The following is a 26,818-nucleotide window of genomic DNA, read 5'->3' as shown; positions in this document are numbered from 1 at the left end:
CTCAACTCTCAGGCGTCGAAGTCGAGTTCGACCTCCGCCGAGGCGGCGCGCGCACGGCAGGCCAGGGTGTAGCCCTTGGTCAGTTCCTCCTGGTCGAGGGCGTACTGCCGGTCCATTCGCACGCTGCCGTCCAGGACCTTGGCGCGGCAGGTGCCGCACAGGCCGTCCCGGCAGGAGTACGGCGTCTCGGGCCGGACGCGCAGTACGGCGTCCAGGATCACGCTGTCGCCGGGTTCCATGGCGATCACGGTGGTCCGGCCGCCGAGACGGGCGGAGACGCGGGCGTGGGTGGAGGGGGCGGTCCGGTCGGCGGCGGGCGGTGTGCCGGTGCCGCCCTCGGCGGTGAAGAGTTCGCGGCGGATGCGGGCGGGCTCGGCTCCCCACTCCGTCAAGGTGGTACGGGCCGCCTCGACCAGTCCCCAGGGTCCGCACAGGTAGAAGTAGGTGCCGTCGTCGGGCTGGGCGCCGAGGAGTTGCAGCAGGCTCGGCAGCCGCTCGTGGTCGATGCGGCCGGAGAGCAGGGTGGCGCCCTGTGTCTCCTGGGAGAGGACGTGCAGGACGAAGAACCGGTCGACGTGGGCGTCCTTCAGATCGCCCAACTCGTCCGCGAGCAGTACCGACATGGAGGTCCGGTTGGCGTAGACGAGTGAGACGCGGCAGGTGGGGTCGTCGCGCAGGGCCGCCGCGGCCATGGTGAGGAGCGGGGTGATGCCGCTGCCGCCCGCGACGAGGACATGGTGGGCGCCGCGGTGCTCGGCCAGTCGGAAGCCGCCGCCGGGCGGGGTGACGTCGAGGGTGTCGCCCGCCGCGAGCCCGGTCATGGCGTACTCCGCGAAGCCGCCGTATCCGAGGCGTTTGACCACGATGCGCAGGCCGGCGTCGGGGGTGGGGGGCGGTGGGGTGCAGATCGAGTAGGTGCGGCGGATCTCCTTGCCGCCGGGGCCGCCGAGGAGGTGCCGGACTCCGATGTGCTGGCCCGGCCGGTGGGCGAAGGTGTCCGCCAACTCCGCCGGCACGTCCAGGCTGATCGCGACGGCGTCGTCGGTGATCTTGTCCACGGCGGTGACCCGTAGTGGGTGGAACCCGGTCACACGGCGCGGGGCCGATGCCATGGCGTCACTGGCCCTGTGGTCGCCGCTTCTCATTGCGTGTCGTCACATCGCTCTCATATGCGCGAAGTTCTCGTGGCAGGCCGCGCACACCATGATCGACTGGCAGCGGGTCGCGCCGAACGGGCTCTGTGGACGGGTGGCCGCGGAGCCGCAGTTCGGGCAGGGGACGCCGATCCCGATCCGGACCGGCAGGGGTGCGTCGGCGGCGCCCGGCGGGGTGATGCCGTGGCCGGCGAGCTTCCGCAGGCCGTCGGAGCTGATCCAGTCGGTGGTCCAGGCGGGCGAGAGCACCTGCCGCACCCGCCCGTCCGGATACCCGCACTCGGCCAGCACGGCCCGGATCGAGGCCAGGATGGGCTCCATCGCCGGGCAGCCGGTGTACGTCGGGGTGATGGTGACTTCCATGACGCCGTCGTCCGCGAGCGCCACCTCGCGGATCACCCCCAGGTCCCCCAGGGAGATCACCGGGAGCTCCGGGTCGGGGACCGCGTCCACCCGCTTCCTGACCTCGTCCGCCGTGCCGCGCGTACCGGTGGTCACCAGGTGCCTCCGGGGTGCTGGCGGTGCACTGCCTGGAGTTCCGCGATCAGGGGGGCGAACGCCTCGGTGTGCAGGCCCTCCCGGCCGCCGCCGGCCCGCCAGCGCGGGGTGGGCAGGGTCAGCCCGGCCTCCGTGAGGACGGCGGCCACCGACTCCTCCCACACGGGGTGCAGCCGTGCCGGGTCGACCCCGATGGAGTCGGCGTCGAGTCGCCGCACCAACTCGTCGCTGTCGAACAACTCGGCGGTGTACGGCCAGACTTGGTCGAGGCCCGCCTGCATCCTGCGGTGGCTCTCCTCGGTGCCGCGGCCCAGGCGGACGGTCCACTGCCCGGCGTGCAGGCAGTGGTAGGCCACCTCCTTGGCGGCCTTGGCGCCGAGCCCGGCGAGCACGGCGTCGGCCGACTTCGCCAACTCGGTGTAGAGCAGCCGGCTGTAGTGGGCGAAGGCCAACTGCCGGGCGATGGTCAGGGCGAAGTCGCCGCCGGGGATCTCCACCAACAGGGCGTTGCGGAACTGCCGTTCGGTCCTGGTGTACGCGAGTTCGTCCTCGCCGCGACCCGTGCCGTCGAGCGCGCCCGCGTGACCGAGCAGGGTGCGGGCGTGCCCCAGCAGGTCCAGGGCGATGTTGGCTATCGCCAGGTCCTCCTCGATGGTGGGCGCGTGGGTCACCCACTCGCACAGCCGCTGGCTGAGGATCAGCGCGTCGTCCCCCAGCCGCAGCGCGTACCCGGCGAGGTCCGGCGCCGCCCGTACGGCCTCAACTGTCATGGCTGCCCGCCTTGTTGAGCACCACATAGTGGTCCGGGTAGCGGTACGGCTTGTCGGCCGCGTTGCTGAACAGCGGGTCCTTCTCGTCCGGCGAGGAGGCGCGTACGTCCTCGGAGGACACCACCCAGATGGACACCGAGTCCCCGCGGCGGGTGTAGAGGTCCCGGGCGTTGGCGAGCGCCATATCGGCGTCGGCGCCCTGCACGGAGCCCACATGCTGGTGGGACAGGCCACGGCGCGGCCGGATGAACACCTCCCACGGTGCCTGTGAGTTGGCCACCCGACGGGTCATGGAGTCCGCCTCCCACTGCTGTCTTCCGCCCGGCGTTCTTCCCGGCCCACGGCGTACGCCTCGACCGCCTCCCGCACCCAGGCGCCGTTCTCGTGGGCCGCCACCCGGTGGGCCAGCCGCTGTCTGGCGCACTGCGAGTCGTCGGCGAGCACATCGCGGAACTGCCGCCAGTCGATGGGGCTGAAGTCGTAGTGCCCGCGCTCCTCGTTCCAGCGGATCGCCGGGTCGGGCAGCGTCAGCCCGAGTTCCGCGGCCTGCGGCACGGCGTTGTCGACGAAGCGCTGACGCAGTTCGTCGTTGGTGTGGCGCTTGATGCCCCAGGCGATGGAACGCCGGCTGACGGCCGCGCCCATGGCCGCGGCGCGGGAGTCCTGCCCGCCGCCCGCCGCGGTGTCCGGCGGGCCGAACATCAGCGCCACCGCGGGCAGCCACCAGCGGTCGACGGCGTCCTGAGCCATCTCCTTCTGCTCGGCCGTACCGCGGCACAGCGACCACAGCACGTCATAGCCCTGCCGTACGTGGAACGCCTCCTCCAGGCAGACGCGCTGCATGGCCCGCCCGTACGGCCCGTAGGAGGTGTGGCACAGCGGCACCTGATTGACGACGGCGGCACCGTCCGTCAGCCAGGCGATCGCCCCGGTGTCGGCCCAGGTCAGGGCCGGGTGGTTGAAGGTCGCCGAGTACCGCTGGCGTCCGGTGTGCAGGGCGTCGAGCAGTTCGGCGCGGGAGACGCCGAGGGTCTCGGCCGCCGAGTACAGGTAGAGCCCGTGCCCGGCCTCGTCCTGCACCTTGGCCAGCAGGCTCGCCTTGCGGTGCAGCGAGGGGGCGCGGGTGAGCCAGGCGCCCTCGGGCTGCATTCCGATGATCTCGGAGTGGGCGTGCTGGGCGATCTGCCGGACGAGCATCCGCCGGTACCCGTCGGGCATCCAGTCCCGGGGCTCGACCGGCTCCCGGGCGGCGAGGAGCGCCTCGAAGTGCTCGGCCAGGCGCGCCTCGTCGTCCGGTGCCGCGGTGGCCGCGGTGGCTTCCGCCGCGTCGACGGTCACGGCCGGTCTCCCGCTCCGGCGCCGGCGGAGACGGTCCCGTCACCCGCCCCGGGAGTCGCCTCGGCCTCCTGACCTTCCTCGGGCGCCGCCTCGGACTCCTGGAAGCCGCCCAGGAAACGCGAGTGGAAGCGCCGCAGCGGGCCCGGCGCCCACCAGTTGGCCGAGCCGAACAGCGCCATCAGCGACGGGACGAGGAGGGCGCGTACCAGGGTGGCGTCGATGATCACGGCGATGGCGGTGCCGAAGCCGAGCTGCTTGATGAAGACGAGGCGGGAGAGCACCAGGGCGCCGACCGGGATGCAGAACAGGACGGCGGCGAGTGTGGTGATGCGGCCGACCTTCTGGAGGCCGGTCGCGACGGCCTCGCGGTTCGGGATGCCCCGGTCCACGCCTTCCTTGATCCGGGAGAACAGGAAGACGGTGTAGTCGGTCGACACACCCAGCGTCAGCGCCAGCAGGATGATCAGCATCGTCGGCTGGAGCGCGCCCTGGCTGCGGAAGTCGAACAGGCCCTCCAGGTTCCCGTCCTGGAAGACGAGGACCAGGATGCCGAAGGTGGCGCTGAGGGTGAGCAGGTTGGTGACGACGGCCTTGATCGGGAGGACCACCGAACCGGTCATGGCGAAGAGGACCAGCAGCGTCGTCAGCGCCATCACCACGATCGCGAGCGGCAGATGGCCGCCGAGGCTGTCCTGCATGGCGCGGAAGAGCGCGGTGTTCCCGGTGGCCTCGGTCGGGAACGGCGCCTGAGTGTCCTTGATCTTCCGCAGGGTGTCCTGAGCGTCGAGGGAGAGGGGCGCCTTCTTCAGCGAGACGTCCGTCTGCCACAGGCCCTTGCCGAGCTCGCGGGGCGGGGCGACGGTGGCGACCCCGTCGATCTCCTTCAGCTTGCCGGCGTACTCGGTGAGCTTCGGTCCGGCGCCGGCGGGGGCCTCGTGGATCAGGTTGACCGGGGACTGGAGGGAGCCGGGGAAGTCCCGGTCAAGAGTGTCGTAGACCTTGCCGGCGTGGGAGTTCTGGGGCATGGCCGCGGAGTCGATGCCGGTGAACCTGATGCCGAGGAAGGGCAGTCCGAGCACCAGCAGGACGACGCCCGCGCTGATGGCGGCGGTGACGGGCCGCTTCATGACACCGCGGGAGAAGCGGTACCAGCGGCCCTCGGTCTCCGGCTCCTCGGAGGTGCGCTGCCAGCGCTTGGGCGCCCACTTGTTGACGCGCGGACCGAGGACGGCGAGCAGCGCGGGCAGGCAGACGAGGGCGAAGACCAGGGCGCCGAGCACGGTGGCGATTCCGGTGACGCCCATGGTGCGCAGGAAGCGCTGCGGGAAGACCAGCAGGGAGGCCAGCGCCGCGGCCACCGTCAGACCGCTGAAGAAGACGGTGCGGCCGGCGGTGAACAGGGTGGTGCGCACGGCCTCCTGGGTGGACCGGCCGCGGCCCAGCTCCTCCCGGAAGCGGGAGATGATCAGCAGGCTGAAGTCGATGGACAGGCCGATGCCCAGCGCGAAGAGCAGATTGAGGGCGAAGATCGACAGGTGCATGGTGGTCATCACCAGGCCCATGCAGCCCAGCGCCAGTGCGATGGTGCAGATCGCCCCGCCCAGCGGGATCAGGGCGGCGATCACTCCGCGGAAGATGAAGAGCAGCAGGATCAGCAGGATGGGGAAGGCGATCGCCTCGGCCTTGCCCAGGTCCTCGCTGGAGATGGTGCTGCCTTCGACGTTGGAGGCGGTGGGGCCGCCGAGGGTGACCTTGTCGCGCAGCAGCGGGTCCCCGTCGATCTTGTCCTGGAGTTCGGTGACGGCGGTCTTCACGCCGTCACCGGGTGCGAAGCTGCCGACCGCGGCGACCAGATAGGTCTCCTTGCCGTCGGCGGACACCATCTGCGGGTTCTTCGCCGAGGCGTAGTCGTACACGCCCTTGACCTCGGGGCGGGACTTGAGGACCTCGATGGCGCGGCGGACCGTGTCGGGCTGCTCGGCGGACCTCGGGTCGATGGGCCGGTCGGACTTCACCAGGACGACATAGCCCTGCTCCAGATCGGAGCCGGTGGCCTTCTCGACCTTGTCGAGGACCTTGACCGCGGCCGAGTCGGAGTCGTCGTAGTCGTCCACACCCATCGTCATCTTGGTGAGGGAGCCTCCTCCGACGCCCAGCCCCACCAGGATGAGGACGCCGACGAGCAGCAACAGACGCCCGGGCTTCCTCTCCAAGAAGCCGTTGAGCCTCTTGAACACCTTGACCACTCCTTTGTCTTCTCGTGCGCGGCAGTGTCCCCGGAGAAGTAGGAGTGTGCGGCAGCGGTGAGCAATCCCCAACCCTCGTACGGAAGTTCAGACGCCGGTCGCCGTGCGGCCGGTTTGAAGGAAGTTTCAACGGCGGGGAGTGCACGGGCGGCTTGGCGCCTCTTTCTCACTACTCCCGTGCGACGACAGCGAAGACGACAGCGAAGAGGAAGGAACGACGATCCCGTGGCTCCACAGGTGGGCGCCGTCACCGACGCGGCATTGCAGCCGTGGCTGCAGGCACTGCGCGATCTGATCCCGATGCCGGAGAAGTACCGCCGGTCCGAGGTGGACCGGGCCGGCGCCCGCGCGCTGCTCGGCTGCCGCGACTTCGTCCTCGACGGGCTCCTCACGGCGGGCATCCCGCACACCGGCGGCGGCGAGGCGGTCCGGTTCGACTACAACGACCTGGCGAACGTCGCGCTCTACTCCGGCGCCATCACCAGCGTCCCGCTCGCCGGCCAGCGCATGATGATCCGCTACGCCTCGGCCGCGCCGGAGACCTGGATCGAGCCCCGCGGCTGGAACGTCGAGTGGAAGCTCAACTGCCGTAACTCCCACTGCCCCGGCGGCCGTTGGCGGGTCGTCCTGCCGACGCCGGAGGTCTTCGGCGGGCGGATCGACTCGCTGGACTGCGACCAGGAGTCGGTGACGGAGAACGGCGTGCTCACCGTGGCGGACAGCCCGGCGGTGCGCCTGACCGGGCGGGTCTCCACCGCCGGCCGGCACACCCCGCTGAAGTCGGCGGCGGCCCGCCGGCTCTTCGACGACACCCTCGCCGATCTCCTCGACGGACGCTTCCGCTTCCAGTGGATGCACCCCCGGCTGCGGGTGGACGGGGCCGAGGTCGAGCGGATCGGGATCATGGACTGCACCGTGTGCGCGCTCCGCCTGCACCGCCTGGCGCTCGCCGAGGGGCTCACCGTGCGCACCCGGCGCGGGCGGTTCCTGGGTGTCCTCGACGCCGAGCACTCCTGGCTGGAAGTGCTGGACGAGGACGACGTGTGGAAGCCGGTCGACCCGGTCTTCGCCCTGCTCTCCATCCGGCACAAACGCGCGCGGGAAGGCTTCACCGACTTCTGCGCGGGCTCCGTACCCAGCCGATTCCTGCCCTGGACGGTGGCCGCGGGCGAGCCGCTCGCCGAGCACCACTGCCCGGTCGGGGACGGGTCCTGGGACAACACCTTCAGTGGCACAGCAGCGAAAGGCAACGCATGAGCACCGTACGGGACATGCTCGTCGAACTGACCGGGATGCCGGAGTTCGCCGAGGGCATCGGGGACGACGCCGACCTCAGCGCCAGCGGTATCGACTCCGGTGACCTGGTGCGCCTGGTCCTGCTCATCGAGCAGCGCACCGGCGCGGAGGTCACCGCCGAGGACATGGACGGCCTCTCCACCATCGCCGACTACGAGAAGTTCGTCGCCGAGCGCGGCAGCGCGACCCCTGCGGACGGTGCCTGATGTGGCTGACCCAGCTTCTGCAACGCAACCAGCAGTGCTTCCCGGACCGTACGGCCCTGGTGGACGAGCGCCGCTCGATCACCTGGTCCGAGCTGCACGACCGCACCGCCCGGCTCGCGGTGGGACTGGCCGGACTCGGCGTCCAGCACGGTGACCGGGTCGCGGTGCTCTCGCTCGACCGGATCGAGGTCCTGGAGAGCTACTTCGCGCTGGCCCGCCTCGGCGCCGTGTTCGTACCGGTCAACCACAGCCTGACCGCCGACGAGGTGACCGCCGTCGTCGAGCGCACCGGCGCGAGCACCGTCCTCGGTGAGGCCGACCTCCTCCAGCGGCACCCGGACCTTCCGGTGAAGCTGCGGATCGCCTTCGACAGCGAGGAGTTCGAGGGCCTGGCGGACACCCCCGGCACGGCGGAGTTCGCCCCCGTGGCGGACCACGCGGTGGCGGCGATCCTGCACACCTCGGCCACCACCGGCCAGGCCAAGGGCGTCACCGTCGACCACGCCTCGTTCCGGGCCATCGCGCTGGGCTGGCTCGCCGTGGCCGCGCCCACCGACGACATGGTGCTGGTCAACTGCTGCCCGCTGTACCACGGCAGCATGGTGGTCTCGCTGACCTATCTGGCGGCGGGCACCACCGTGGTGCTGATGCCGGGCTTCAAGCCGCAGAAGGCGCTGGCCCTGATCGAGGAGCACGGCGCCACCCATGTGTGGCTGGTGCCGCAGATGCTCCGCTTCATGCTCCAGGCCAAGACCCTGGAGAGCGCCGACCTGTCGAGCCTGCGGGAGGTGCTGTACGGCGCCGCCCCGATGCCCATGGAGGTGTACGCCGAGGCCGCCGAACGGCTCGGCGTCGGCTTCCGCCAGGTGTACGGCATGACCGAGGTGGGCGGCCCCTTCGTCACCCTGGGCCCGGCCGAACACCCCGATCCGCAGGGCGAGTTGCCGGAGATCCTGCCCGCGGGCCGGGTCATCCCCGGTATGTCCGTACGGGTCCTGGACACCGACGACACCGAGCTCGGGCCGAACGCCGTCGGCGAGGTCGTCGTCCGCGGCCCCGGCATCATGCACGGCTACTGGAACGACGCCGCCGCCACCGCGGAGGTCACCGTCGACGGCTGGATCCGCACCGGCGACCTCGGCTACCTCGACGACGCCGGCTGGATCCACCTGGTCGACCGGCGCAAGGACCTCATCATCCGGGCCGGGCAGAACGTCTACCCCGCGGAGATCGAACGCTCGCTGCGCACCCACCCGGCGGTGCTCGACGTGGCGGTGGTCGGCGTCCCGGACTCCGACTACGGCGAGGTGCCGATCGCGTACGCCGTGGTCGCGGAGGGCACGCAGCCAAGCGAGCTGATGAGCCACGTGGCGCGGCAACTCGCCCCGTACAAGCGCCCGCGCCGTATCGAGCTCATCGACCAGGTGCCCCGGAACCCGGCCGGAAAGATCCTCAAGAAGCTACTGCGGGCCTGACCGGCGCATCGCGCCACCCGCCGGCATCGTGCCCACTGGAAGGAAAAGAGATGGACAGGCCACTCGGGGTCGACATTCGGTACACCTCGGAGCAGACCCTCAAGGTGTCCGACGACATCGAGCTGTACTACGAGCTGCAAGGCGATGAAGGACCGCACATCACGCTGGTCAACAACTTCTTCATCATCGCCCCGATCTGGCGCAACTACACCGCCCAGCTCGCCCGGAAGAACCGCGTCCTCACCTACGACCTGCGCAACCAGGGCGCCTCGTCACTGAAGACCGACCTCGACTGGGACGACCATGTCACCGACCTGCTGGCGCTGCTGGACGGCCTCGGAGTCGAGAAGACGTATCTGGTCGGCACCTCCACCTCGGCGTTCATCTGCCGGGACTTCGCGCTGCGGTACCCGGAGCGGGTCTCCGGGCTGATCATGGTGGGCCCCGCCTGCACCCCGTCGGACGGCCTCAAGCGCCGCGCCACCGAGAAGGCCTGCATCAACTCCCTTGCCAACGGCGGCACCAAGGCCCTGTGGGACCACCTGTACTCGGTGGTCTTCGCCGAGGACGCCATGCGCGATATGGGTGCCGCCGGCTATCTGGGACTGCGGGAGGCCTTCACCGCCGTCCACCCCGAGGAGCCGATGCTCGCCAACCTCAAGGCCGCCCTCCAGGCGGCCGAGGGCCCCGAGCTGCTCTCCCAGATCAAGGTGCCGACCCTGCTGCTCCTCGGCGACCAGGACCCGCTGTGGGAGGAGGGCAACGCCGCCCAGGCCGGCCGCCTCATCGAGGACTCCACCACCGTCTGGATGGACGGCGTGGGCCACCTGCCGTACATGGAGGACGGTGACGGCTTCCAGGTCGAGATCCAGAAGTTCCTCGACCAACTCGCCGAGCGCGAAACGGAGTTGGCCCCCGAGACCGGGGCTGCGACGGCCGTGACGGCCGCGGTGGACGACGGTGCGGACCCGGTGGTCGCCAAGCTGGGCGAGCTGCTGCGCATCATCGTCGCCGACCGCACCGACCTCCCCGAGTCGGGCCTGGCGAGTACACCCCTGTCCTCGATCGGCCTGGAGTCGTGGGCCTTCACCCAGCTCCTCGGACATGTCGAGGAGGCCTTCGGCATGGAGTGGGACATGGACGTGCCCACCGAGGTGTTCGACAGCCTCGACACCATGGCCGACTACCTGCGCCGGCACCACCACACCGCTGTGACCACGGCCATCTCCAAGGGGGAGCACCAGTAATGGTCTTGACCGGCAATCAGCACCTGGTCACCGGTGCCACCGGCTTCGTCGGCGGCGCCATCGCCCTGGAGCTGCTGCGACGCACCGACGTACGACTCGTCTGCCTCGTCCGCGGTGAGGACGACCGGGCCGCGACCGCGCGACTGCACCAGGCCCTGACCCACGCGGCCGAGGTCTACGACCTCAAAGACCTCGCCCCCGCCATAGCCGAACGCACCCGCGCCGTGGCCGGGGACATGACCGACGCCGAAGTGGCCACCGCCGCCGAGCGCATCGGCACGGTGGACGCCGTCTGGCATGTGGCCGCCTCACTGAAGTACGAGGACCGGCACGCCGACGAGATCACCCTGATGAACGTCACCGGCGTACGGAACGTCCTCGCCCTCGCCAAGGCCCTCGGCGAGCCGGTGTTCAACCAGGTCAGCACCGCGTATGTGGCGGGCAAGCGCACCGGCCTCCAGATGGAGTCCTCCCCCGAGGACACCACCTGGGCCAACAACGTCTACGAGGCGACCAAGACCGTCGGCGAGCAGGCCGTACGGGAGTCCGGGCTGCCGTGGCGCATCCTGCGGCCGTCCATCGTCATCGGCCACAGCGTGACCAAGGGCGCCACCAGCTTCACCGGCATGTACGGGTTCGTCTCCTCCCTGCTGCGCTTCAAGCGCTCCGTGGAGGCCGAACTGGGCAATCTGCTCTCCCACCGCCATGTCCCGCTCATCTCCGACCCGGGCATCGAGTGCGACCTGGTCCCGGTCGACTTCGTGGCCCGCAACGCGGTGTCCATCGGCGTCTCCGGCGAGCTGGGCCGCATCTACCACCTCGACAACTCCGCCTCCCCGGAGGTCGGCCAGGTCATCGAGGAGATCTTCGACCTGGCGGGGCTGCGCCGGCCCCGGTTCGTGACCAGCCAGGGCATGTTGACCGCCATCGACAAGAAGCTCGACGAGGGCATCCAGTTCTACGCCTCGTACATGATCAACGGTAAGCACTTCGACCGGACGAACACCGATGGCGTGTGCGGTGCCGAGGCCTCCGCCTTCCCCATGGACCGCGCGGTGATCCGGGAGTTCGTGGAGTGGTACCTCGACCGCATCCGGCAGGACGGCCGCGGCTCCGCCCCCAAGCGCGCCGACTTCGCCTACCGGGAAGCGCGCACCCCGCAGACCGTCGGCTGACCGCTCGCCGCACCGTCCACCCGCACCCGCGTACCAGCAGCCCACCCCCTGAGAGGAGAATCAACGGTGCCGGTCCCCGCTGATCTGCCGAAGCCTGGAAAAATGTTCTCGCTGGGACTGATGACCCAGCAGGCGGCGCTCCGCCATCCCGAGTCGCTGTTCTACCTGGACAAGCCGTTCGACCTGGCGCCCGAGCTGGGGACGCGGCCCACCTACGCCCAGATCGCGGACCTGGTCGAGAACACCGCGGCCCGGCTGTACGCCTCCGGGGTGCGCCCCGGCGATGTCGTGGGCGTCTACAAGAGCCACAACGCCGACCTGCTCTTCCTCGCCTGTGCGGTGGCCCGGATCGGCGCGGTGCCGGCCATGCTCGCGCCGTTCCTGGAATGGGAGACGGTGGCGATCATGATGGACCGGCTGCGGCCGGCCCACTTCGTCACCGACGCCGCCAAGATCGCCGTGTCCGGCGAGCACGGCGAGCGGCTGCGATCCAGGGTGCCGTCCGTGGTGCTGGCGCAGGGGCGGGCCGCCGGGCTGCCCTCGCTGGAGGACGCCTCGACGGACGAGCGCCCCCCGTACCACGACATTCCCGGCGACGATCCCGCGCTGATCACCCACACCTCCGGCACCACCGGCGTACCGAAGATGGTCCCGGCGGCGCGGCGCGGCACCCAGCTCCCGATCGACATGCAGGCCCGGCTGGCGCGCTGGCTGCGCTACCAGGAGACGTACGCGATGTGCGTCTCCTTTGTGCACTCCCGCACCTACGCGGCGCTGGCCACCGCCCTGGAGCTGGGCATCGGCGTCGCCGCGCTCACCGACGCGGACGTGGACAACGTCCGGAAGGTCTTCCAGGAGTGCAGGCCGGGCGGGATCGAAGCGCACCCGAACATGTACACCCACTGGGAGGAGCTGGCGGAGGAACCGGACGGGCCGCTGGCGAACGTGCGCATCTTCATGAGCACCTTCGACGCGATCCACCCGCGCAGCATCCGCGTCATGCTGGGCGCCAGCAAGCGGCGCTGGCCGATCTTCCTCCAGTCCTACGGCCAGACGGAGACCGGACCGGTCACCATGCGCCTCTACACGCGCCGCAACATCCGCCGCGCGGACGGGCGTTGTGTGGGCCACCCCTTCCCCGGCATGACCAAGGCGCGCATCAGGCCCCGGCCGGGCATCGACACCGGCACCCGGCACGGCTTCATCGAGGCCACCTCCACCGGCCTCGGCATCACCTACATCGGCCAGCAGGAGCTGTACGACGAACGGCGCGACGGTGAGTGGTGGAACCTCCAGGACATCGGCTACAAGTCGCGCTGGGGCTGTCTGCACCTGCTGGACCGCGAGTTCGACCAGTCGCCCGAGCTGGCCAGCCTGTTGGCCGCCGAGGACACCATCCTCGACCAACTGCCCATGCTCACCGAGGCTGTCTTCGTCCCGCTGCCCGGCGGCATCCAGCCGGTGATCTGCACCCGGCGCGACATGCCCTTCGACCGGGAGGCGTGGGCCGCCGCGGTCGAGGGCCTGCCGAAGGTCGCGGACCCGGTGCACATCGCCTGGCAGCACATGCCCCACACCGCCACCTGGAAGGTGAAGCGGAACGTGCTCGCCCAGCGGCTGACGGACGGCGCCATCCCGGCCCTGGACGAGGTGAAGCCACTCCTATGACCGGAAACGGAGCGGACGTCCGGCCCGACGAACGCACGTGGGTGACGGACGGCGGAATCCTGGTCGAACGCCGCCGCACCGAACTCGAAGTGGACACCGCCGCACAGCAGTTGGAGACCGCACTCGACGAGCGCCGCGGCGCGCTGTTCACCTCGGACTACGAGTACCCCGGCCGCTACCGGCGGCACGGCGTCGGCTACACCGACCCTCCAGTAGAGATCGTGCTGCGCGGTCTCAACCGGGTGGAGGTCCGCGCCCTCAACGCACGCGGCGAGGTACTGCTGCCGGTGCTGCGCGGCGCCGCGGGGAAGTCGCTGGACGACGTGGGGCCGCTGGACGGCGGCGAGGGTCCGGGCTTCGCGGGGACCGTGGGCGACATGCCCGGGCAGGACCTCCTCAGCGAGGAGGTCCGCACCCGGCGCCGCAACGCCTTCGACTTCCTGCGCGCCGCCCAGGACCTGTTCACCGGGCCGCCGGACCCCCATTTCGGCCTGTACGGCGCCTTCGGCTACGACCTGGTGCTGACCTTCGACCCGGTGCCGCTGCGGCAGCGGCACGACGAGCAGGACCGCGACCTGGTCGTGCACATTCCGGACTCGGTGACCGTCCTCGACCCGGTGGCCGGCACGGCCTTCCGCTACGACTACGAGTTCGAGGTGGAGGGCCGCGGCACCGCGGGCCTCGCCCGGCACACCCCGCCGGCGCCCTTCACCGCCCCCGCGTCAGCCACCGGCACGGACACCGACACGGTCACCGACACGGTCACCGAGACCGACCATCCGGCCGGGGAGTACGCGGAGTTGGTGCGCACCGCCCAGGAACGGTTCCGGGCGGGCGACCTGTTCGAGGTGGTGCCCAGTCGCACTTTCCGGCGCCCCTGCCGCACCGCCCCGTCGGAGCTGTTCCGCACCCTGCGCGGCCGCAACCCCTCGCCGTACCAGATGCTGATCAACCTCGGTGAGGGCGAGTTCCTGGTGGGGACCTCGCCGGAGATGTTCGTGCGGGTGCACCCGCGGGAGGGCGCGGACGGCAGGCGCTGGCGGGTCGAGTCCTGCCCCATCAGCGGGACCGCGGCCCGCGGGCGCGACGCGCTGGAGGACGCGGCGCAGATCAAGGCGCTGCTCGGCTCGGAGAAGGAGGAGTCCGAGCTGACCATGTGCACCGACGTCGACCGCAACGACAAGGCCCGCGTCTGCGAACCCGGCAGCGTACGCATCGTCGGCCGCCGCCAGTTGGAGATGTACGCCACCCTGATCCACACCGTGGACCACGTCGAGGGCATCCTCCAGCCCGGCCGGGACGCCCTGGACGCGTTCCTCACGCATATGTGGGCGGTCACCGTCACCGGCGCGCCCAAGCGGGCCGCGATCGCGTTCATCGAGGAGCACGAACGCTCCTCGCGCCGCTGGTACGGCGGGGCGGTCGGCCGCATCGGGTTCGACGGCACCCTGGACACCGGGCTGACCATCCGCACCATCCAGATCCGCGACGGGGAGGCGGTGGTCCGCACCGGGGCCACCCTGCTCCACGACTCCGACCCCGACGCCGAGGAACGCGAGACCGAACTGAAGGCCCTCGCCCCACTGGAAGTCCTGGAGGGACCCCACCCCGGGACCGGCCGGGCGGAGAGCACCCTCCGCGTGGTGCCCGCGGTGTCGGCGCGGCCGGACGTACGCGTACTGCTGGTCGACCACCAGGACTCCTTCGTCCACACCCTGGCCTCCTACTTCCGGCACGCCGGCGCCCAGGTCTCGACGTACCGGAGCGGCTTCGACGCGGACCTGGTGGACGCGCTCGACCCGGATCTGGTGGTGCTGTCGCCGGGGCCGGGGCGGCCCGCGGACTTCGACACCGCGCGCACGCTGCGGATGGCGGAGGAGCGGCGCATCCCGGTGTTCGGCGTCTGCCTCGGACTCCAGGCCATCGTGGAGTACCTGGGCGGGCGGTTGGACGTACTGGACCGGCCGTACCACGGCAAGCCGTCCACGATGACCGTGCTCGGCGGCGGCGGCACGGTGCTGGCCGGCCTGCCCGAGCGGATGACGGTCGGCCGCTACCACTCCCTGTACGCGAACCGGGCGGCCCTGCCGGCGGAGCTGCGGGTCACCGCGGAGACCGCCTGCGGTGTGGCGATGGCCGTCGAGCACCGCACCAGACCGCTGGCCGCCGTGCAGTTCCACCCCGAGTCCCTGATGACCCAACTCGACGACCACGGCCTCACCGTGATCAACAACGTGGTGGCCGGATTCGCCCGGCGCCCGCGGCTCGCCCGCGTGTGACCGGCCGAGAAAGACAGAAAGGCGATTCGACATGGCGGCACCTGCCACCGACGTCCAGCGGCTCTGGACGGCGCCCGGTGATCTCGCCGACGAGAACCGGCGCGAGTTCACCGCGATGCTCCGCTACTGCCTCACCGAGGCCAGCAGCCACCGGCTGCTCCTCGACGAGGTGCCCCGGATCGAGTTCTCCGCCGCCGACTCCGACCGGGCCGACCGCATCGAGCGCATGATCGGGGAGGCGTACCGGCGGTTCGGCGGCCCCGTCAAACGCCGCCGCAGCACCAAGCTGGACCAGTGGGACCTGCCGGCGCAGGCGAGCGGCACCGCCCGGGAGGACGGCCGTATCGGGCCGGGGCTGTTCGTCGGCGGCCCGAAGACCGCACGGCTGATCCGGGCCCTGGAGCGGGTCTTCGGCGAGATGGCCACCCGGCTGGGCGCGGACGAGTACACGGTGCCGGCGATGGTGTCGTGGTCCACCCTGGAGAAGGCCGACTACGCGCACAACTTCCCGCAGCACGTCACCGCGGCCTCGGTGGTGCGCTCCGACCTGGACGCGCTGGACCGGTTCTCCGCCGCCGGGGACCAGCGGGCGCGCGAGGCCGAGTTGGAGATCGCCCCCGTCGTGCTCTCCCCGGCGGTGTGCCTCAGCTTCTTCGAGCGGTTCGGCGGCACCCGGCTGACCGAACCGCTCACGGTCACGGCGACCGGCCGATGCAGCCGGTACGAGGGCCAGAGCGACACCTCACCGACGCGCCTGTGGTCGTTCAGCGTGAGGGAGATGCTCTTCCTCGGCGACCGTCCCTCCGCCCGCGCCTTCCGTGCGGCCGCGATCGAGGAACTGGCCGCGCTGGCCACCGAGTTGGCGCTTCCGTGCCGGGTCGCGCCCGCCGGTGACCCGTTCTTCACCAAGGAGCGCCCCGAACTGGCCAACTTCCAGGCCGCGATGGACGTCAAGTACGAGCTGGTGGGGCGTATGGCGCACGACGGGTCGGGGGTCGCCGTCTCCTCGCTCAACTACCACAACCAGCACTTCGGCAAGGGCTTCGAGATCGGCTTCGGCGACCAGCCCGCCTTCTCCGTCTGCCTGGGCTTCGGCCTGGAGCGCTGGGCCGAGTGGCTGTCGGGGTACCTGGACGACGACCCGGCCACCTGGCCGGCGCTGCTGCGCGACCGGTGCTGAACACCACCCTCGACGGGGCGCGGGCGGAGCGGCTGCTGCTCGGCCTGCGCCCCGTCGTCGAGGAGCACGGCCTCTCCCTCGGCGTGGCCACGGCCGGTGATCCGGACAACGCCCCGGCCGGGCCCGGCGAGGAACGCCTGCTGCGGGACATGCTCCCCGCACGCCGCCGTGAGTTCGCCGCCGGGCGGTGCGCGGCACGCCGCGCCCTGGTCCGCGCCGGCCTCCCGGCCGGGGAGATCCTCGCCACGGGACGCCGCCCGACCATGCCGCCCGGAAGCGTCGGCTCGATCACCCACACCGGGGACACGGCCGCCGCCATCGCGGCCCCCCGGCGGTACTACCGGGCCCTGGGCATAGACCTGGAGCTCCGCCCCCTGCCCCGGGAGGCGGCCCACGTGGTGCTCACCCCGGACGAACGGACCTGGGCGAACCACGGCCCGGGGCACGAGGCCGAGGGCCGGTTGCTCGCCTGCTTCTCCGCGAAGGAGGCCGCCTTCAAGGCGTTCTCCGCGCTGCTGCCACCGGAGGACGCGCCGACCACACTGCTGGCGATCGCCGTCCGGCCCGCACCGGGCGGCTTCCGAGCCTGGCCGAGGCGCCTGCCCGACCGCGCCCTGGACATCGCCGTCCGCCCACTGGGCCCCGGAGTACTGAGCTGGACCGCCGCACCATGAGGCTTAGCCGCGGCGGTACGGGGCGACGCCGTGCACGCTCACGAGGCGCCCGCCGCGTGGTCGCGCGGCGCCCTCGCGATCCCTCGCGTCAGGCGGAGCGCTGGTACCAGGCGTCCTGGAAGTTCCTCCGGGCGCGGAACAGCCGCGAGCGGACGGTGCCGACCGGCAGTTCGAGGACCGTCGCCATCTCCTGTTCGCCCATGCCGTAGTAGGCGCGGAGGGTGAGCACCTCACGGTGGTAGTCGGGCAGACGGTCCATCACATCGGAGACGTCGACGGAGACAAAAGGATCGGGGCCGTGGTGCAGCTCCGGCAGTTCGTCCGTGGTGCGCTGCCCGATCCGCTTGGAGGTGCGCACGGCCTCCCGCGTGGTGACCGCCCTGACCCAGCCGTAGAAGGCCGCGGGCTCCCGCAGGCTCCGGATGCCGCGGTAGATCGCGACCAGCGCCTCCTGGGTGGCGTCGGCACTGTGTCCCTGGGCTATCGGCAGACAGAGCCGCCTGACGAACGGGGTGATGTGCAGGAGCAGGTCCTCCATGGCCCACTCGTCCCCGCTCTGCGCGCGCTTCAGCAGGATCGCGATATCTCTGAAGCCCGTGCCGTTCTGGTGTGTCATTTCGAGCACGCTCCTGAACTCAACGTAGCCATAACTCAACGTGCGGATTTGTGGCATACGGACGGCAGCCGGTGGCGAGGCGCGGGTTCACGTCAGAAAAGGAGCGGACTCACAGGTATCCGGCACGCCTGGCATAGAGGTGCCCCAAACACGACGTACTTCGGAGAAAGTCCACTCGACGCCTCGCGCCAAGCTGGCCGACTTCCCTTGGATGTCGGCAGGATCGAGCGGCCGCTTCACGCCCGGGACTCACTCGGTACGACAATTCTCCACGTTCTATCCCCCACGGTCTGGATCGACAATACGGAGCGCGGCGCCAGAAACCACAGAAAATCCCCCACCAAGAGCCGCGCTCAGGACGTCACTTTAGGCAGCCACACCCGTCGGCACCCCTTTGGAACGTTGCGGAAACAAGCCATGGCAGATGCACGCCAGCCAGTACATTCGTCCGGCATTTTCGAGATATGTATCCGCTCGACGGGGCGGGCGCGTGGCGGCCAACGGCATCCGCCCGCCACGAGGCGACACCCGCCGCGCGGAAGCCGATCCGGAACCGGGACAACACGGTCAAGGACTCGACGCGAGCGGCGTCTTCCAGCAGACTCACCCGCTCTACCTGACTGCATAACGACGAAGCCCATGGTCAGCGAGTTCGACAAACCGACCACGGACCGACCGCAAACGCTAAGCTGAGTGACCGCCAGCTGAGCTGTCACCATGCCGGGGGGCGAATAGTGGTGAATGCCGAAGATGCCGTACTCGGGGGCAAGATGTCCGAGCCTTCGAGGCTGGCCATCTATCTGGAACTGCTCGCACGAGGCGAGGTCGAATCGGCGAATCTGGCCAGCGAATTAAACCTGTCCCCCCAGGAGGCCGAGCACGCCTGCTCGTCTCTTGAGAATCTCGGCCTGATAGGACGAACCCAGCGGGAGAGCGAGCAGATAGTCCCGGCCTCACCGGAAGCCGCCCTGCTGCGCATACTGCGCCGCCAGCGGAATTTCGTGGAGCACCACGTCCAGGAAATCCGGCATCTGGAAGAGGCCGTCAGAGTCCTGGCCGATGTGTACATACCCGCGGCCGCGGCCCAGCGGTCGGAGATCCAGATCAGCACCGCCTCGGGCCGGAACGAACTGCTCCAGGCCCTCAACGACCTCTCCGAGACCGCCCAGGGCGTCGTGTCCTCCATGCACACCGGCCCGACGCCGTCCCTGTTCGAGCTGCACCGGAGCCTCGGCCGCGACCTCGATCTGGTCGAGCGCGGCATCACCGTCCGCCGCCTCCACCTCCAACGGCACGCCGCCGCGCCGGACTCCGCCACCTATCTGGAGGCGCTCGCCGACAGCGGCGTCGCCCTGCGGCTCGCCCCGGTCCTGCCCATGCACATGTTCATCGCGGACACCAGTCTGGCCCTGCTGCCGCTGACCCCGGAAGCCCCCGACGAGGGCATGGTCGTGCTCCGCGGCACACAGTTGGTCCGCTCGTTCATGACCCTCTTCGAGTACATCTGGCACAGCGCGACGCCGTACACCGTGGGAACGCCGGACAAGGACCGCGTCAGTCTGTCCCCGGAGCAGATCGCCATCGTCCGGATGCTGGCGGAGAGCGTCAAGGACGAGAAGATCGCCCGCGACCTCGGCGTCTCCCTGCGCACCCTCAGCCGTCAGATAGCGGAGCTGATGCAGCGACTCGGCGTCAGCAGCCGCTTCGCCGCGGGGGTACGCGCCGCGCAGTTGGGCCTGCTTGACCCGGTGCCGTCAGATCTCGACCAGCGCAGCGCCTGCTGAGCATCCGCACCGCACCCCACCGGGCGGCCGACGGATGGCAGGTTTCACTCGTAACCAGCCACGCCATCCAGTAAGTTACCGTCTAGTAATTCATGGTGCAGGGTTCGCAGCAGAGATTCGCAGCAGAGAAAGGAGAGAGCTGATGCAGATCGCCGCGATAGTGGTCTCACTGGTGGTCAGCGTGGCCGGTGTCGCACTGGCGACCCGCGCCTCCGTCTACCTCTACCGGTTCATGAGAACGGGGCAGCCGGTGCCTGCCGGTTCCCGCACGAACGCCCCCGCCCAGCGCTCGGCCACGCTGGTCAGGGAGTTCCTCGGCCACACCCGCATGACCCAGTGGCGCCTGGTCGGCTTCGCCCACTGGTTCGTGGCGATCGGCTTCTACACCCTCCTCCTCAGCCTGGTGTCGGCGTACGGAGAGCTGTTCAACCCCCACTTCAGCCTGCCCCTCGTCGGACACTGGGTCGTCTATGAGGTCTACACCGAGCTGCTGGGCGCACTGATCGCGCTGGGCTGCGCGACCATGCTCGTCATCCGGATGCTGAGCCGGCCGTCCAAGCCGGGCCGCAAGTCGCGCTTCGCGGGCTCCACCAGTTGGCAGGGCTACTACGTCGGGTTCACCATCGTCGGCATCGGCCTGTGCATCGTGATGCTGCGGGCCCTCGGAGGCGCCCTGGACCCGTCCGGCTACGGCGTCCGCCACCTCGTCTCGTACCCGATCTCCAACGGCCTTGAGGGCCTGAGCACCCACACGCTGGAGAACCTGGTCTACCTGTTCGCCGGCCTCAAGGTCACCCTCTCGCTCGCCTGGGCCTGCACCATCGGCCTCAACCCCAGCATGGGCGTCGCCTGGCACCGCTTCCTCGGCTTCCCCAATATCTGGTTCAAGCGGAACGCGGACGGCTCCACGGCGCTCGGTGCTCTCCAGCCGATGACGTCCGGCGGTAAGGAGATCGACTTCACCGACCCTGGCGAGGACGACGTCTTCGGCGTCTCCCAGGTCGAGCAGTTCTCCTGGAAGGGCCTGCTGGACTTCTCCACCTGCACCGAATGCGGCCGCTGCCAGTCGCAGTGCCCGGCGTGGAACACGGGCAAGCCGCTCTCCCCGAAGCTGCTGATCATGTCGCTGCGGGACAACGGCCACGCCAAAGCCCCGTACCTCCTCGCCGGTGGCGGTAAGACGGCGGAGGGTGAGGAGAAGGGCAGCGAGGCACAACTTGCCGACGTACCCGCGGCAGCACTGGCCGAGGCCGAACGCCCGCTCATCGGCACCCTGGAAGAACAAGGCGTCATCGACCCCGACGTCCTGTGGTCCTGCACCACCTGCGGCGCCTGCGTCGAGCAATGCCCCGTCGACATCGAACACATCGACCACATCGTCGACATGCGCCGCTACCAGGTCATGATCGAATCCGCCTTCCCCTCCGAAGCCGGCACCATGCTCAAAAACCTGGAGAAGAAGGGCAACCCCTGGGGCCTGGCAAAGAAGCAACGCCTGGAATGGACCAAGGAACTCGACTTCGACATCCCCGTCGTCGGCAAAGACATCGAAGACCTCACCGAAGTCGACTACCTCTACTGGGTCGGCTGCGCCGGCGCCCTCGAAGACCGCGCCAAGAAGACCACCAAAGCCTTCGCCGAACTACTCCACATCGCAGGCGTCAAGTTCGCCATCATGGGCGGCGACGAGAAATGCACCGGCGACTCCGCCCGCCGCCTCGGCAACGAACCCCTCTTCCAAGAGTTGGGCATGGAGAACGTCGCCACCCTCAACACCGCCTTCGGCGAAGAACTCGACGACGACGGCAACACCACCCCCGACTCCCGCAAACCCAAATCCGCCAAGAAGATCGTCGCCACCTGCCCCCACTGCCTCAACACCCTCGGCAACGAATACCCCCAACTCGGCGGCGACTACGAAGTCATCCACCACACACAGTTGCTCCAACACCTCGTCGACGACGGCAAACTCACCCCCGTCACCCCCGTCGAAGGCCTCATCACCTACCACGACCCCTGCTACCTCGGCCGCCACAACAAGATCTACACCCCACCACGAGAAATCATCGGCAAGGTCCCCGGCCTCCGCAACGAAGAAATGCACCGCCACAAAGAACGCGGCTTCTGCTGCGGCGCCGGCGGCGCCCGCATGTGGATGGAAGAACGCATCGGCAAACGCATCAACGACGAACGAGTCGACGAAGCACTGTCATTGAACCCCGACATCGTCTCCACCGCCTGCCCCTTCTGCCTCGTCATGCTCACCGACTCCGTCAACGGCAAGAAAAACGACGGCAAAGCCAAAGAATCCATCCAGGTCGTGGACGTCGCCCAACTCCTCCTCGACTCCGTCAAGACCCCGGCAGACCCGGCCGGTGAGGCGGACCTCGCGGATGAGCCGGAGCCCGAACCGGTGAAGTAACCCCCGACAGCGACATGTTCAGGCTCCCGCGCCGACCTGCCGGCACGGGAGCCTGATCAGTAACCAGCAAGGGTTCTGACGGCGCGCTGGGGAAGTCAGTCGCCCTCGACTTCCAGCATGGCGAGGCCTTCCAGTCTGCGTCCCGCGGATCGGGCTTCCTCCAGCGCGGAGGCCAGACCTGCTTGCAAGTCCTGGCCGTACTCGCCCTCGGTGAAGCGCGGCATTCCCTTCGCATTGCCCGAGACTCGGCTTATGGCATCGGCCAGATCGCCACCGCCCAGAGATCCAAGAGCCTCAGCCTCTGCGAGACACTGGTCGATCTTGCGCGTCCGAGCCGCATACTGCTCCAGAGCCTCGACGCGCTTTGTGACGGTCTGGAACGCGGAATTCAAGGCGGCCTGCTGCTCGTCCAGCCGCTGCCTGCCGTCAGCGCTCAGCACATGGCGGGCGGCAATCCTCAGTTTTTCGGAAGGCCCCTGCAACAGCGCGAGATCCTGGGCCACGATCCAGAGCTGCATGGGCAGTTCCGTCTGATTTTTGACCGTGTCGAGGAGCCCTCTGGTATTCGCCGCCGAATAGAGGATCACATCGACCGACGACCGCGCCCGGAAGATCAACTGCCGTGACGCGTCGGACAGTTCCTCGGTTCGCACATACTGCTCACGCTGGTCGATGGCGGCCTGCCAACTGCGGATGTGGATCCCCTCATCACGTGCCCACTTCTTGGCCCCCGCCTCCCAGATCCCGGCAAGAACACAAAGGGAAGTGAGCATCAGCAGAATCCCGAACATGCTCGCCATGGGCCGCCACTCGGTCAGGAGCACAAACCCGACCACGCAGAGAACGGCACTGATTCCCGTCGTCCAGCAGACGGTCTCCGCCCGCATCGGAGCCCAATCAGGCCTTTCCGGCGCGGGGGAACGAGGCACCGGAAAACGCTCGAAAGGCAGTCGCATCAGCCGCTGGCGATCATTGGCGTTCATATCGGGGCGAAAGACAAAAGACACGACGGTTCCCCCTTGGCGTACGAAGTCGTGGAGGGACACTCGGATCATACTCGTGACGCACAGGGCGACCCCGGGCAGCAAGAAAGATCCGCCATCTCAGGGCGTTTTCGCGCCGCTCGGGTCAGGCTGTACGGCGACGGCTCTGAGTGACCGCTCTGGGTGACCGCTCTGGAGGAGGGGATCGGGTGGACGGTTCGCGGGTTGAGGGCAGGGGTGCAGGCAGGGTCGAGGCGATCGCGGCGGGGATGGCGGCGGCCGGGTGCGGTCCGGATGTCCAGCGGGTGCAGACGCGGTATCGGGCCTCGCTAGTGGCGGGTGCGGGGATCGAGCCGGGGGCGCGGATTCTTGAACTCGGTTGCGGCCAGGGCGATATGACCGCGGTACTGGCGGAGGCGGTCGGGCCGCGGGGGCGGGTGACGGCGGTCGATGCGGCCGAGCCGGGGTACGGGGCTCCGGTCACACTCGGGGAGTCGGCCGAGCGGCTGGCGGCGGGTCCGCTCGGCCCGCGCATCGACCTCCGCCTCGGTACGGACGTACTGGATCCCCAAGTCGGCTTCTGCGACGGCGAGTTCGACCTGGTGGTGCTGGCGCACTGCGGCTGGTACTTCGACTCGCTGGGGAAGCTGGCGGAGACGCTGGCCCGGGTGCGGCCGTGGGCGCGCCGCCTCTGGTGGACCGAGTGGCATCTGACGCCCACCTCCGGTGGCCAACTGGCCCATCTGATGGCGGTGTTGATCCAGGGGCAGATCGAGGCGGCGGGTTCGCACGGCTCGGGCAATGTGCGGACGCCGTTCTCCCGCGAGGAGTTGCTGAGGCTGCTGCCGGAGACGGGGTGGACGGTCGACGGAGGTGGACTGGCCGACACCGCCGGTCTCCAGGACGGTGACTGGGAGATCGCCGCCTGTCTGGAGATGGGCGCCTCAGCGGAGCGTCTCGCGGTCCTGCCCGAGCCGGTACGGCGACTGGTGCTGAGCCAGCTCGACGTACTCCGTGCGGTGGCCGCACCCGCCGACAACCGTGCCCTCGCGGCCTATTCGGTCACCGCCCACCCCTCCCGGTGAGGGCGCCTCATCCCCCGTCGCGGTCCCGGTCCCAGCGCACCGGGGTCGTGGTGCCGTCCACCCAGTCGCGACGGAGTTTCGCGTACCCGACGCTGTCGTGGAGGGTGCCGGAGGGGTCGGGCCAGGCCTCGCGGTAGTGGGCCTCCTGCACATAGCCGCACCGGTGGAAGGTGCGGCGCATCGCGGTGTTGTCCTGCCGGGTGGTGCCCTCGATTCGGCGGGCGCCCGGGCAGGCGGTGAAGACATGGCCGGTGAGCCAGTGCAGGGCGTGCCCGCCGAGGCCGTGTCCGCGGTGGGCGGCGCGGATGCGCAGGTCGAAGAGGGGGGTGTCGTCGTCCGGGTCGATCAGCCGCAGCAGTCCCGCGGTGGCGCCGTCCCGGAGGATCCAGAAGGCGTGGCCGCTCCAACGGCCATCGAGCCAGCCGCGGACGGTGGCGGGGTCGGGCCGGGGCACCGTGTGGAACGGCCATTCCTCCTCGGTGAGGAGTACGAGCAGCCGCGCCCGCTCGGCGCCCGCCTCCGCCCCGTCGCCCGCAACCGGCCCCACACGCCGGAAGGTCACAGTCACGCCGGGCAGCCTAGGACCGCGCCCCCGCCACCCGAAAACGATTTACCCAGGTCGCCCGATGAGAACGGACTGCGGGGCGGGGTGAGCGGTCCGTCGGGTGGCCGGAAACAGTAGCCTCGGAGGGGCCGCGGGCGAGGAGTCCCCGCAGCGACACAGATCACCACGCGGATGACTACATTGCTGCGCGTAAGTGGGTAGTCTCATACACACCCCACAAGTTACCGCATAGTAATCTCCGCCTCGCAGGCCCGAGGAGCCCCCCATGCAACTCGCCGCGATCAGCGTTTCGCTGGTCCTGATGGTGGTCGGCGCGGCGCTGTTCGTCCGAGCCATCGCGCAGATCTACCTCTACATGCGACTCGGCCAGAGCGTCCCCGCCGGCACCCGCACCGACGAGCCCGTGCAGCGCACGGTGACCGTGGCCAGGGAGTTCCTCGGCCACACCCGGATGAACCGCTGGGGCGTCATCGGGGTGGCGCACTGGTTCGTGGCGATCGGCTTCTTCACCCTGCTGCTGACCATCGTCAACGCCTTGGGCCAGCTCTTCCGGGCGGACTGGCTGCTGCCGATCATCGGCGACTGGACTCCGTACAACGTCTACGTCGAGTTCATCGGCACCATGACGGTCCTCGGCATTCTGGTGCTGATTGCCATCCGTCAGTTGAGCCTGCCGGGCCGGGCGGGCCGCAAGTCCCGCTTCGCCGGGTCCAACTTCGGCCAGGCGTACTTCGTCGAGGCCGTGATCCTCATCGTCGGCGTCTGCATCGTCACCCTGCACGCGCTGGAAGGCGCCCAGCACCATATCGACGGCTACCAGGCCTCGTTCTTCATCTCGTACCCGATGGTGTCCTGGCTCAAGGGCACGGACATCGGCACGCTCCAGAACCTCACCTACCTCTTCGCCGGGCTGAAGATCGCCACCTCCTTCATCTGGATGATCACGGTCGCGCTCAAAACCGATATGGGTGTGGCGTGGCACCGCTTTCTCGCGTTCCCCAATATCTGGTTCAAGCGGAACGCGGACGGCTCCACGGCGCTCGGTGCTCTCCAGCCGATGACCTCGGGCGGTAAGGAGATCGACTTCACCGACCCTGGCGAGGACGACGTCTTCGGTGTCTCCCAGGTCGAGCAGTTCTCCTGGAAGGGCCTGCTGGACTTCTCCACCTGCACCGAATGCGGCCGCTGCCAGTCGCAGTGCCCGGCGTGGAACACGGGCAAGCCGCTCTCCCCGAAGCTGCTGATCATGTCGCTGCGGGACAACGGCCACGCCAAAGCCCCGTACCTCCTCGCCGGTGGCGGTAAGACGGCGGAGGGTGAGGAGAAGGGCAGCGAGGCACAACTTGCCGACGTACCCGCGGCAGCCCTGGCCGAGGCCGAACGCCCGCTCATCGGCACCCTGGAAGAACAAGGCGTCATCGACCCCGACGTCCTGTGGTCCTGCACCACCTGCGGCGCCTGCGTCGAGCAATGCCCCGTCGACATCGAACACATCGACCACATCGTCGACATGCGCCGCTACCAGGTCATGATCGAATCCGCCTTCCCCTCCGAAGCCGGCACCATGCTCAAAAACCTGGAGAAGAAGGGCAACCCCTGGGGCCTGTCAAAGAAGCAACGCCTGGAATGGACCAAGGAACTCGACTTCGACATCCCCGTCGTCGGCAAAGACATCGAAGACCTCACCGAAATCGACTACCTCTACTGGGTCGGCTGCGCGGGTGCCCTCGAAGACCGGGCAAAGAAGACCACCAAAGCCTTCGCCGAACTACTCCACATCGCAGGCGTCAAGTTCGCCATCATGGGCGGCGACGAGAAATGCACCGGCGACTCCGCCCGCCGCCTCGGCAACGAACCCCTCTTCCAAGAGTTGGGCACGGAGAACGTCGCCACCCTCAACACCGCCTTCGGCGAAGAACTCGACGACGACGGTAAGTCCACTGCCGACTCCCGCAAACCCAAGTCGGCCAAGAAGATCGTCGCCACCTGCCCCCACTGCCTCAACACCCTCGGCAACGAATACCCCCAACTCGGCGGCGACTACGAAGTCATCCACCACACGCAGTTGCTCCAACACCTCGTCGACGACGGCAAACTCACCCCCGTCACCCCCGTCGAAGGCCTCATCACCTACCACGACCCCTGCTACCTCGGCCG

22 protein-coding genes are annotated in these 26,818 nt (G+C 69.4%); 13 read left to right on the top strand and 9 right to left on the bottom strand.

Translation table 11 applies throughout. The features are described 5' to 3' along the window. Positions 1–8: 8 nt before the first annotated feature. The 6 genes from ACFVST_RS23630 to ACFVST_RS23605 are packed head-to-tail and all read right to left on the bottom strand — an operon-like array spanning position 9 to position 5,997. Positions 9–1,112, bottom strand: a complete 1,104-nt coding sequence (locus ACFVST_RS23630; protein WP_390155410.1) for a 2Fe-2S iron-sulfur cluster-binding protein — start codon at positions 1,110–1,112, stop codon at positions 9–11. Between the two features lie 42 nt (positions 1,113–1,154). Further along, complete coding sequence (paaD, locus tag ACFVST_RS23625) at positions 1,155–1,652, bottom strand: 1,2-phenylacetyl-CoA epoxidase subunit PaaD (protein WP_390155408.1); 498 nt, start codon at positions 1,650–1,652, stop codon at positions 1,155–1,157. Then, on the bottom strand, positions 1,649–2,422 hold the full coding sequence (gene paaC / locus ACFVST_RS23620) for a 1,2-phenylacetyl-CoA epoxidase subunit PaaC (RefSeq protein ID WP_390155406.1): 774 nt from the start codon (positions 2,420–2,422) through the stop codon (positions 1,649–1,651). Before paaC ends, paaD begins: the two co-directional genes overlap by 4 nt. After that, on the bottom strand, positions 2,412–2,714 hold the full coding sequence (gene paaB, locus ACFVST_RS23615) for a 1,2-phenylacetyl-CoA epoxidase subunit PaaB (protein WP_390155405.1): 303 nt from the start codon (positions 2,712–2,714) through the stop codon (positions 2,412–2,414). The genes paaC and paaB overlap by 11 nt, the downstream gene beginning before the upstream one ends. After that, the gene (gene paaA / locus ACFVST_RS23610) at positions 2,711–3,760 is read right to left on the bottom strand and encodes a 1,2-phenylacetyl-CoA epoxidase subunit PaaA (protein WP_390155403.1); all 1,050 of its coding nucleotides are present in this window, start codon (positions 3,758–3,760) and stop codon (positions 2,711–2,713) included. The genes paaB and paaA overlap by 4 nt, the downstream gene beginning before the upstream one ends. Next, positions 3,757–5,997 (bottom strand): MMPL family transporter, encoded by a 2,241-nt coding sequence (locus ACFVST_RS23605; RefSeq protein WP_390155401.1) that lies wholly within the window; start codon positions 5,995–5,997, stop codon positions 3,757–3,759. The genes paaA and ACFVST_RS23605 overlap by 4 nt, the downstream gene beginning before the upstream one ends. 234 nt (positions 5,998–6,231) lie before the next feature. Here ACFVST_RS23605 and ACFVST_RS23600 point away from each other — a divergent pair, with 234 nt between their 5' ends. The 9 genes from ACFVST_RS23600 to ACFVST_RS23560 all read left to right on the top strand — a co-directional run bounded on the left by ACFVST_RS23600 (position 6,232) and on the right by ACFVST_RS23560 (position 17,206). Further along, positions 6,232–7,263 (top strand): hypothetical protein, encoded by a 1,032-nt coding sequence (locus ACFVST_RS23600; RefSeq protein WP_390155399.1) that lies wholly within the window; start codon positions 6,232–6,234, stop codon positions 7,261–7,263. Next, positions 7,260–7,508 (top strand): acyl carrier protein, encoded by a 249-nt coding sequence (locus tag ACFVST_RS23595; RefSeq protein ID WP_390155397.1) that lies wholly within the window; start codon positions 7,260–7,262, stop codon positions 7,506–7,508. Before ACFVST_RS23600 ends, ACFVST_RS23595 begins: the two co-directional genes overlap by 4 nt. After that, positions 7,508–8,983 carry a class I adenylate-forming enzyme family protein gene (locus tag ACFVST_RS23590; protein ID WP_390155395.1) on the top strand — a complete coding sequence of 492 codons (1,476 nt, stop codon included), beginning with the start codon at positions 7,508–7,510 and terminating at the stop codon, positions 8,981–8,983. The genes ACFVST_RS23595 and ACFVST_RS23590 overlap by 1 nt, the downstream gene beginning before the upstream one ends. 50 nt (positions 8,984–9,033) lie before the next feature. After that, complete coding sequence (locus ACFVST_RS23585) at positions 9,034–10,230, top strand: alpha/beta fold hydrolase (RefSeq protein ID WP_390155393.1); 1,197 nt, start codon at positions 9,034–9,036, stop codon at positions 10,228–10,230. Positions 10,231–10,235: 5 nt separating this feature from the next. Continuing rightward, entirely contained in the window at positions 10,236–11,405 is a 1,170-nt protein-coding gene (locus ACFVST_RS23580) for an SDR family oxidoreductase (protein WP_390155391.1), read from the top strand. 102 nt (positions 11,406–11,507) lie between these two features. After that, positions 11,508–13,073: an AMP-binding protein gene (locus tag ACFVST_RS23575; RefSeq protein ID WP_390155389.1), complete on the top strand. Its 1,566-nt coding sequence runs from the start codon at positions 11,508–11,510 to the stop codon at positions 13,071–13,073. Continuing rightward, complete coding sequence (locus ACFVST_RS23570; RefSeq protein WP_390155387.1) at positions 13,070–15,352, top strand: anthranilate synthase component I; 2,283 nt, start codon at positions 13,070–13,072, stop codon at positions 15,350–15,352. The genes ACFVST_RS23575 and ACFVST_RS23570 overlap by 4 nt, the downstream gene beginning before the upstream one ends. A 31-nt stretch (positions 15,353–15,383) precedes the next feature. Then, positions 15,384–16,532 (top strand): hypothetical protein, encoded by a 1,149-nt coding sequence (locus tag ACFVST_RS23565; RefSeq protein ID WP_390155385.1) that lies wholly within the window; start codon positions 15,384–15,386, stop codon positions 16,530–16,532. After that, a complete protein-coding gene (locus ACFVST_RS23560) occupies positions 16,526–17,206 on the top strand; it encodes a 4'-phosphopantetheinyl transferase superfamily protein (RefSeq protein ID WP_390155383.1) in 681 nt (226 codons plus the stop codon). Before ACFVST_RS23565 ends, ACFVST_RS23560 begins: the two co-directional genes overlap by 7 nt. An 88-nt stretch (positions 17,207–17,294) precedes the next feature. On the opposite strand, the gene ACFVST_RS23555 is transcribed toward ACFVST_RS23560, so the two are convergent. Then, on the bottom strand, positions 17,295–17,822 hold the full coding sequence (locus ACFVST_RS23555) for an RNA polymerase sigma factor (protein ID WP_390155381.1): 528 nt from the start codon (positions 17,820–17,822) through the stop codon (positions 17,295–17,297). A 770-nt stretch (positions 17,823–18,592) separates the two neighbouring features. Here ACFVST_RS23555 and ACFVST_RS23550 point away from each other — a divergent pair. Continuing rightward, on the top strand, positions 18,593–19,606 hold the full coding sequence (locus ACFVST_RS23550) for a LuxR C-terminal-related transcriptional regulator (RefSeq protein ID WP_390155379.1): 1,014 nt from the start codon (positions 18,593–18,595) through the stop codon (positions 19,604–19,606). 142 nt (positions 19,607–19,748) lie between these two features. Continuing rightward, positions 19,749–22,028: a (Fe-S)-binding protein gene (locus tag ACFVST_RS23545; protein ID WP_390155377.1), complete on the top strand. Its 2,280-nt coding sequence runs from the start codon at positions 19,749–19,751 to the stop codon at positions 22,026–22,028. 95 nt (positions 22,029–22,123) lie between these two features. Here the strand turns inward: ACFVST_RS23545 and ACFVST_RS23540 are convergent, their stop codons facing one another. After that, positions 22,124–23,035: a hypothetical protein gene (locus ACFVST_RS23540; RefSeq protein WP_390155375.1), complete on the bottom strand. Its 912-nt coding sequence runs from the start codon at positions 23,033–23,035 to the stop codon at positions 22,124–22,126. A 245-nt stretch (positions 23,036–23,280) separates the two neighbouring features. On the opposite strand from ACFVST_RS23540, the gene ACFVST_RS23535 reads away from it, so the two are divergent. Next, positions 23,281–24,096, top strand: coding sequence for a methyltransferase domain-containing protein (locus tag ACFVST_RS23535; protein ID WP_390155441.1), 816 nt, complete (start codon positions 23,281–23,283; stop codon positions 24,094–24,096). 7 nt (positions 24,097–24,103) lie between these two features. On the opposite strand, the gene ACFVST_RS23530 is transcribed toward ACFVST_RS23535, so the two are convergent. Continuing rightward, positions 24,104–24,664: a GNAT family N-acetyltransferase gene (locus ACFVST_RS23530; protein ID WP_390155373.1), complete on the bottom strand. Its 561-nt coding sequence runs from the start codon at positions 24,662–24,664 to the stop codon at positions 24,104–24,106. Between the two features lie 262 nt (positions 24,665–24,926). Between ACFVST_RS23530 and ACFVST_RS23525 the strand changes: the two genes are divergently transcribed. Further along, positions 24,927–26,818, top strand: a 1,892-nt coding sequence (locus ACFVST_RS23525; protein ID WP_390155371.1) for a (Fe-S)-binding protein, incomplete at its 3' end; no start/stop codon positions are given.

The sequence above is a fragment of the Streptomyces sp. NPDC058045 genome, from assembly GCF_042885635.1.
GTDB lineage: Bacteria > Actinomycetota > Actinomycetes > Streptomycetales > Streptomycetaceae > Streptomyces.
The sequence above is the reverse complement of the archived record's forward strand: the minus strand, read 5'-3'. Positions and strand labels throughout refer to the sequence as shown.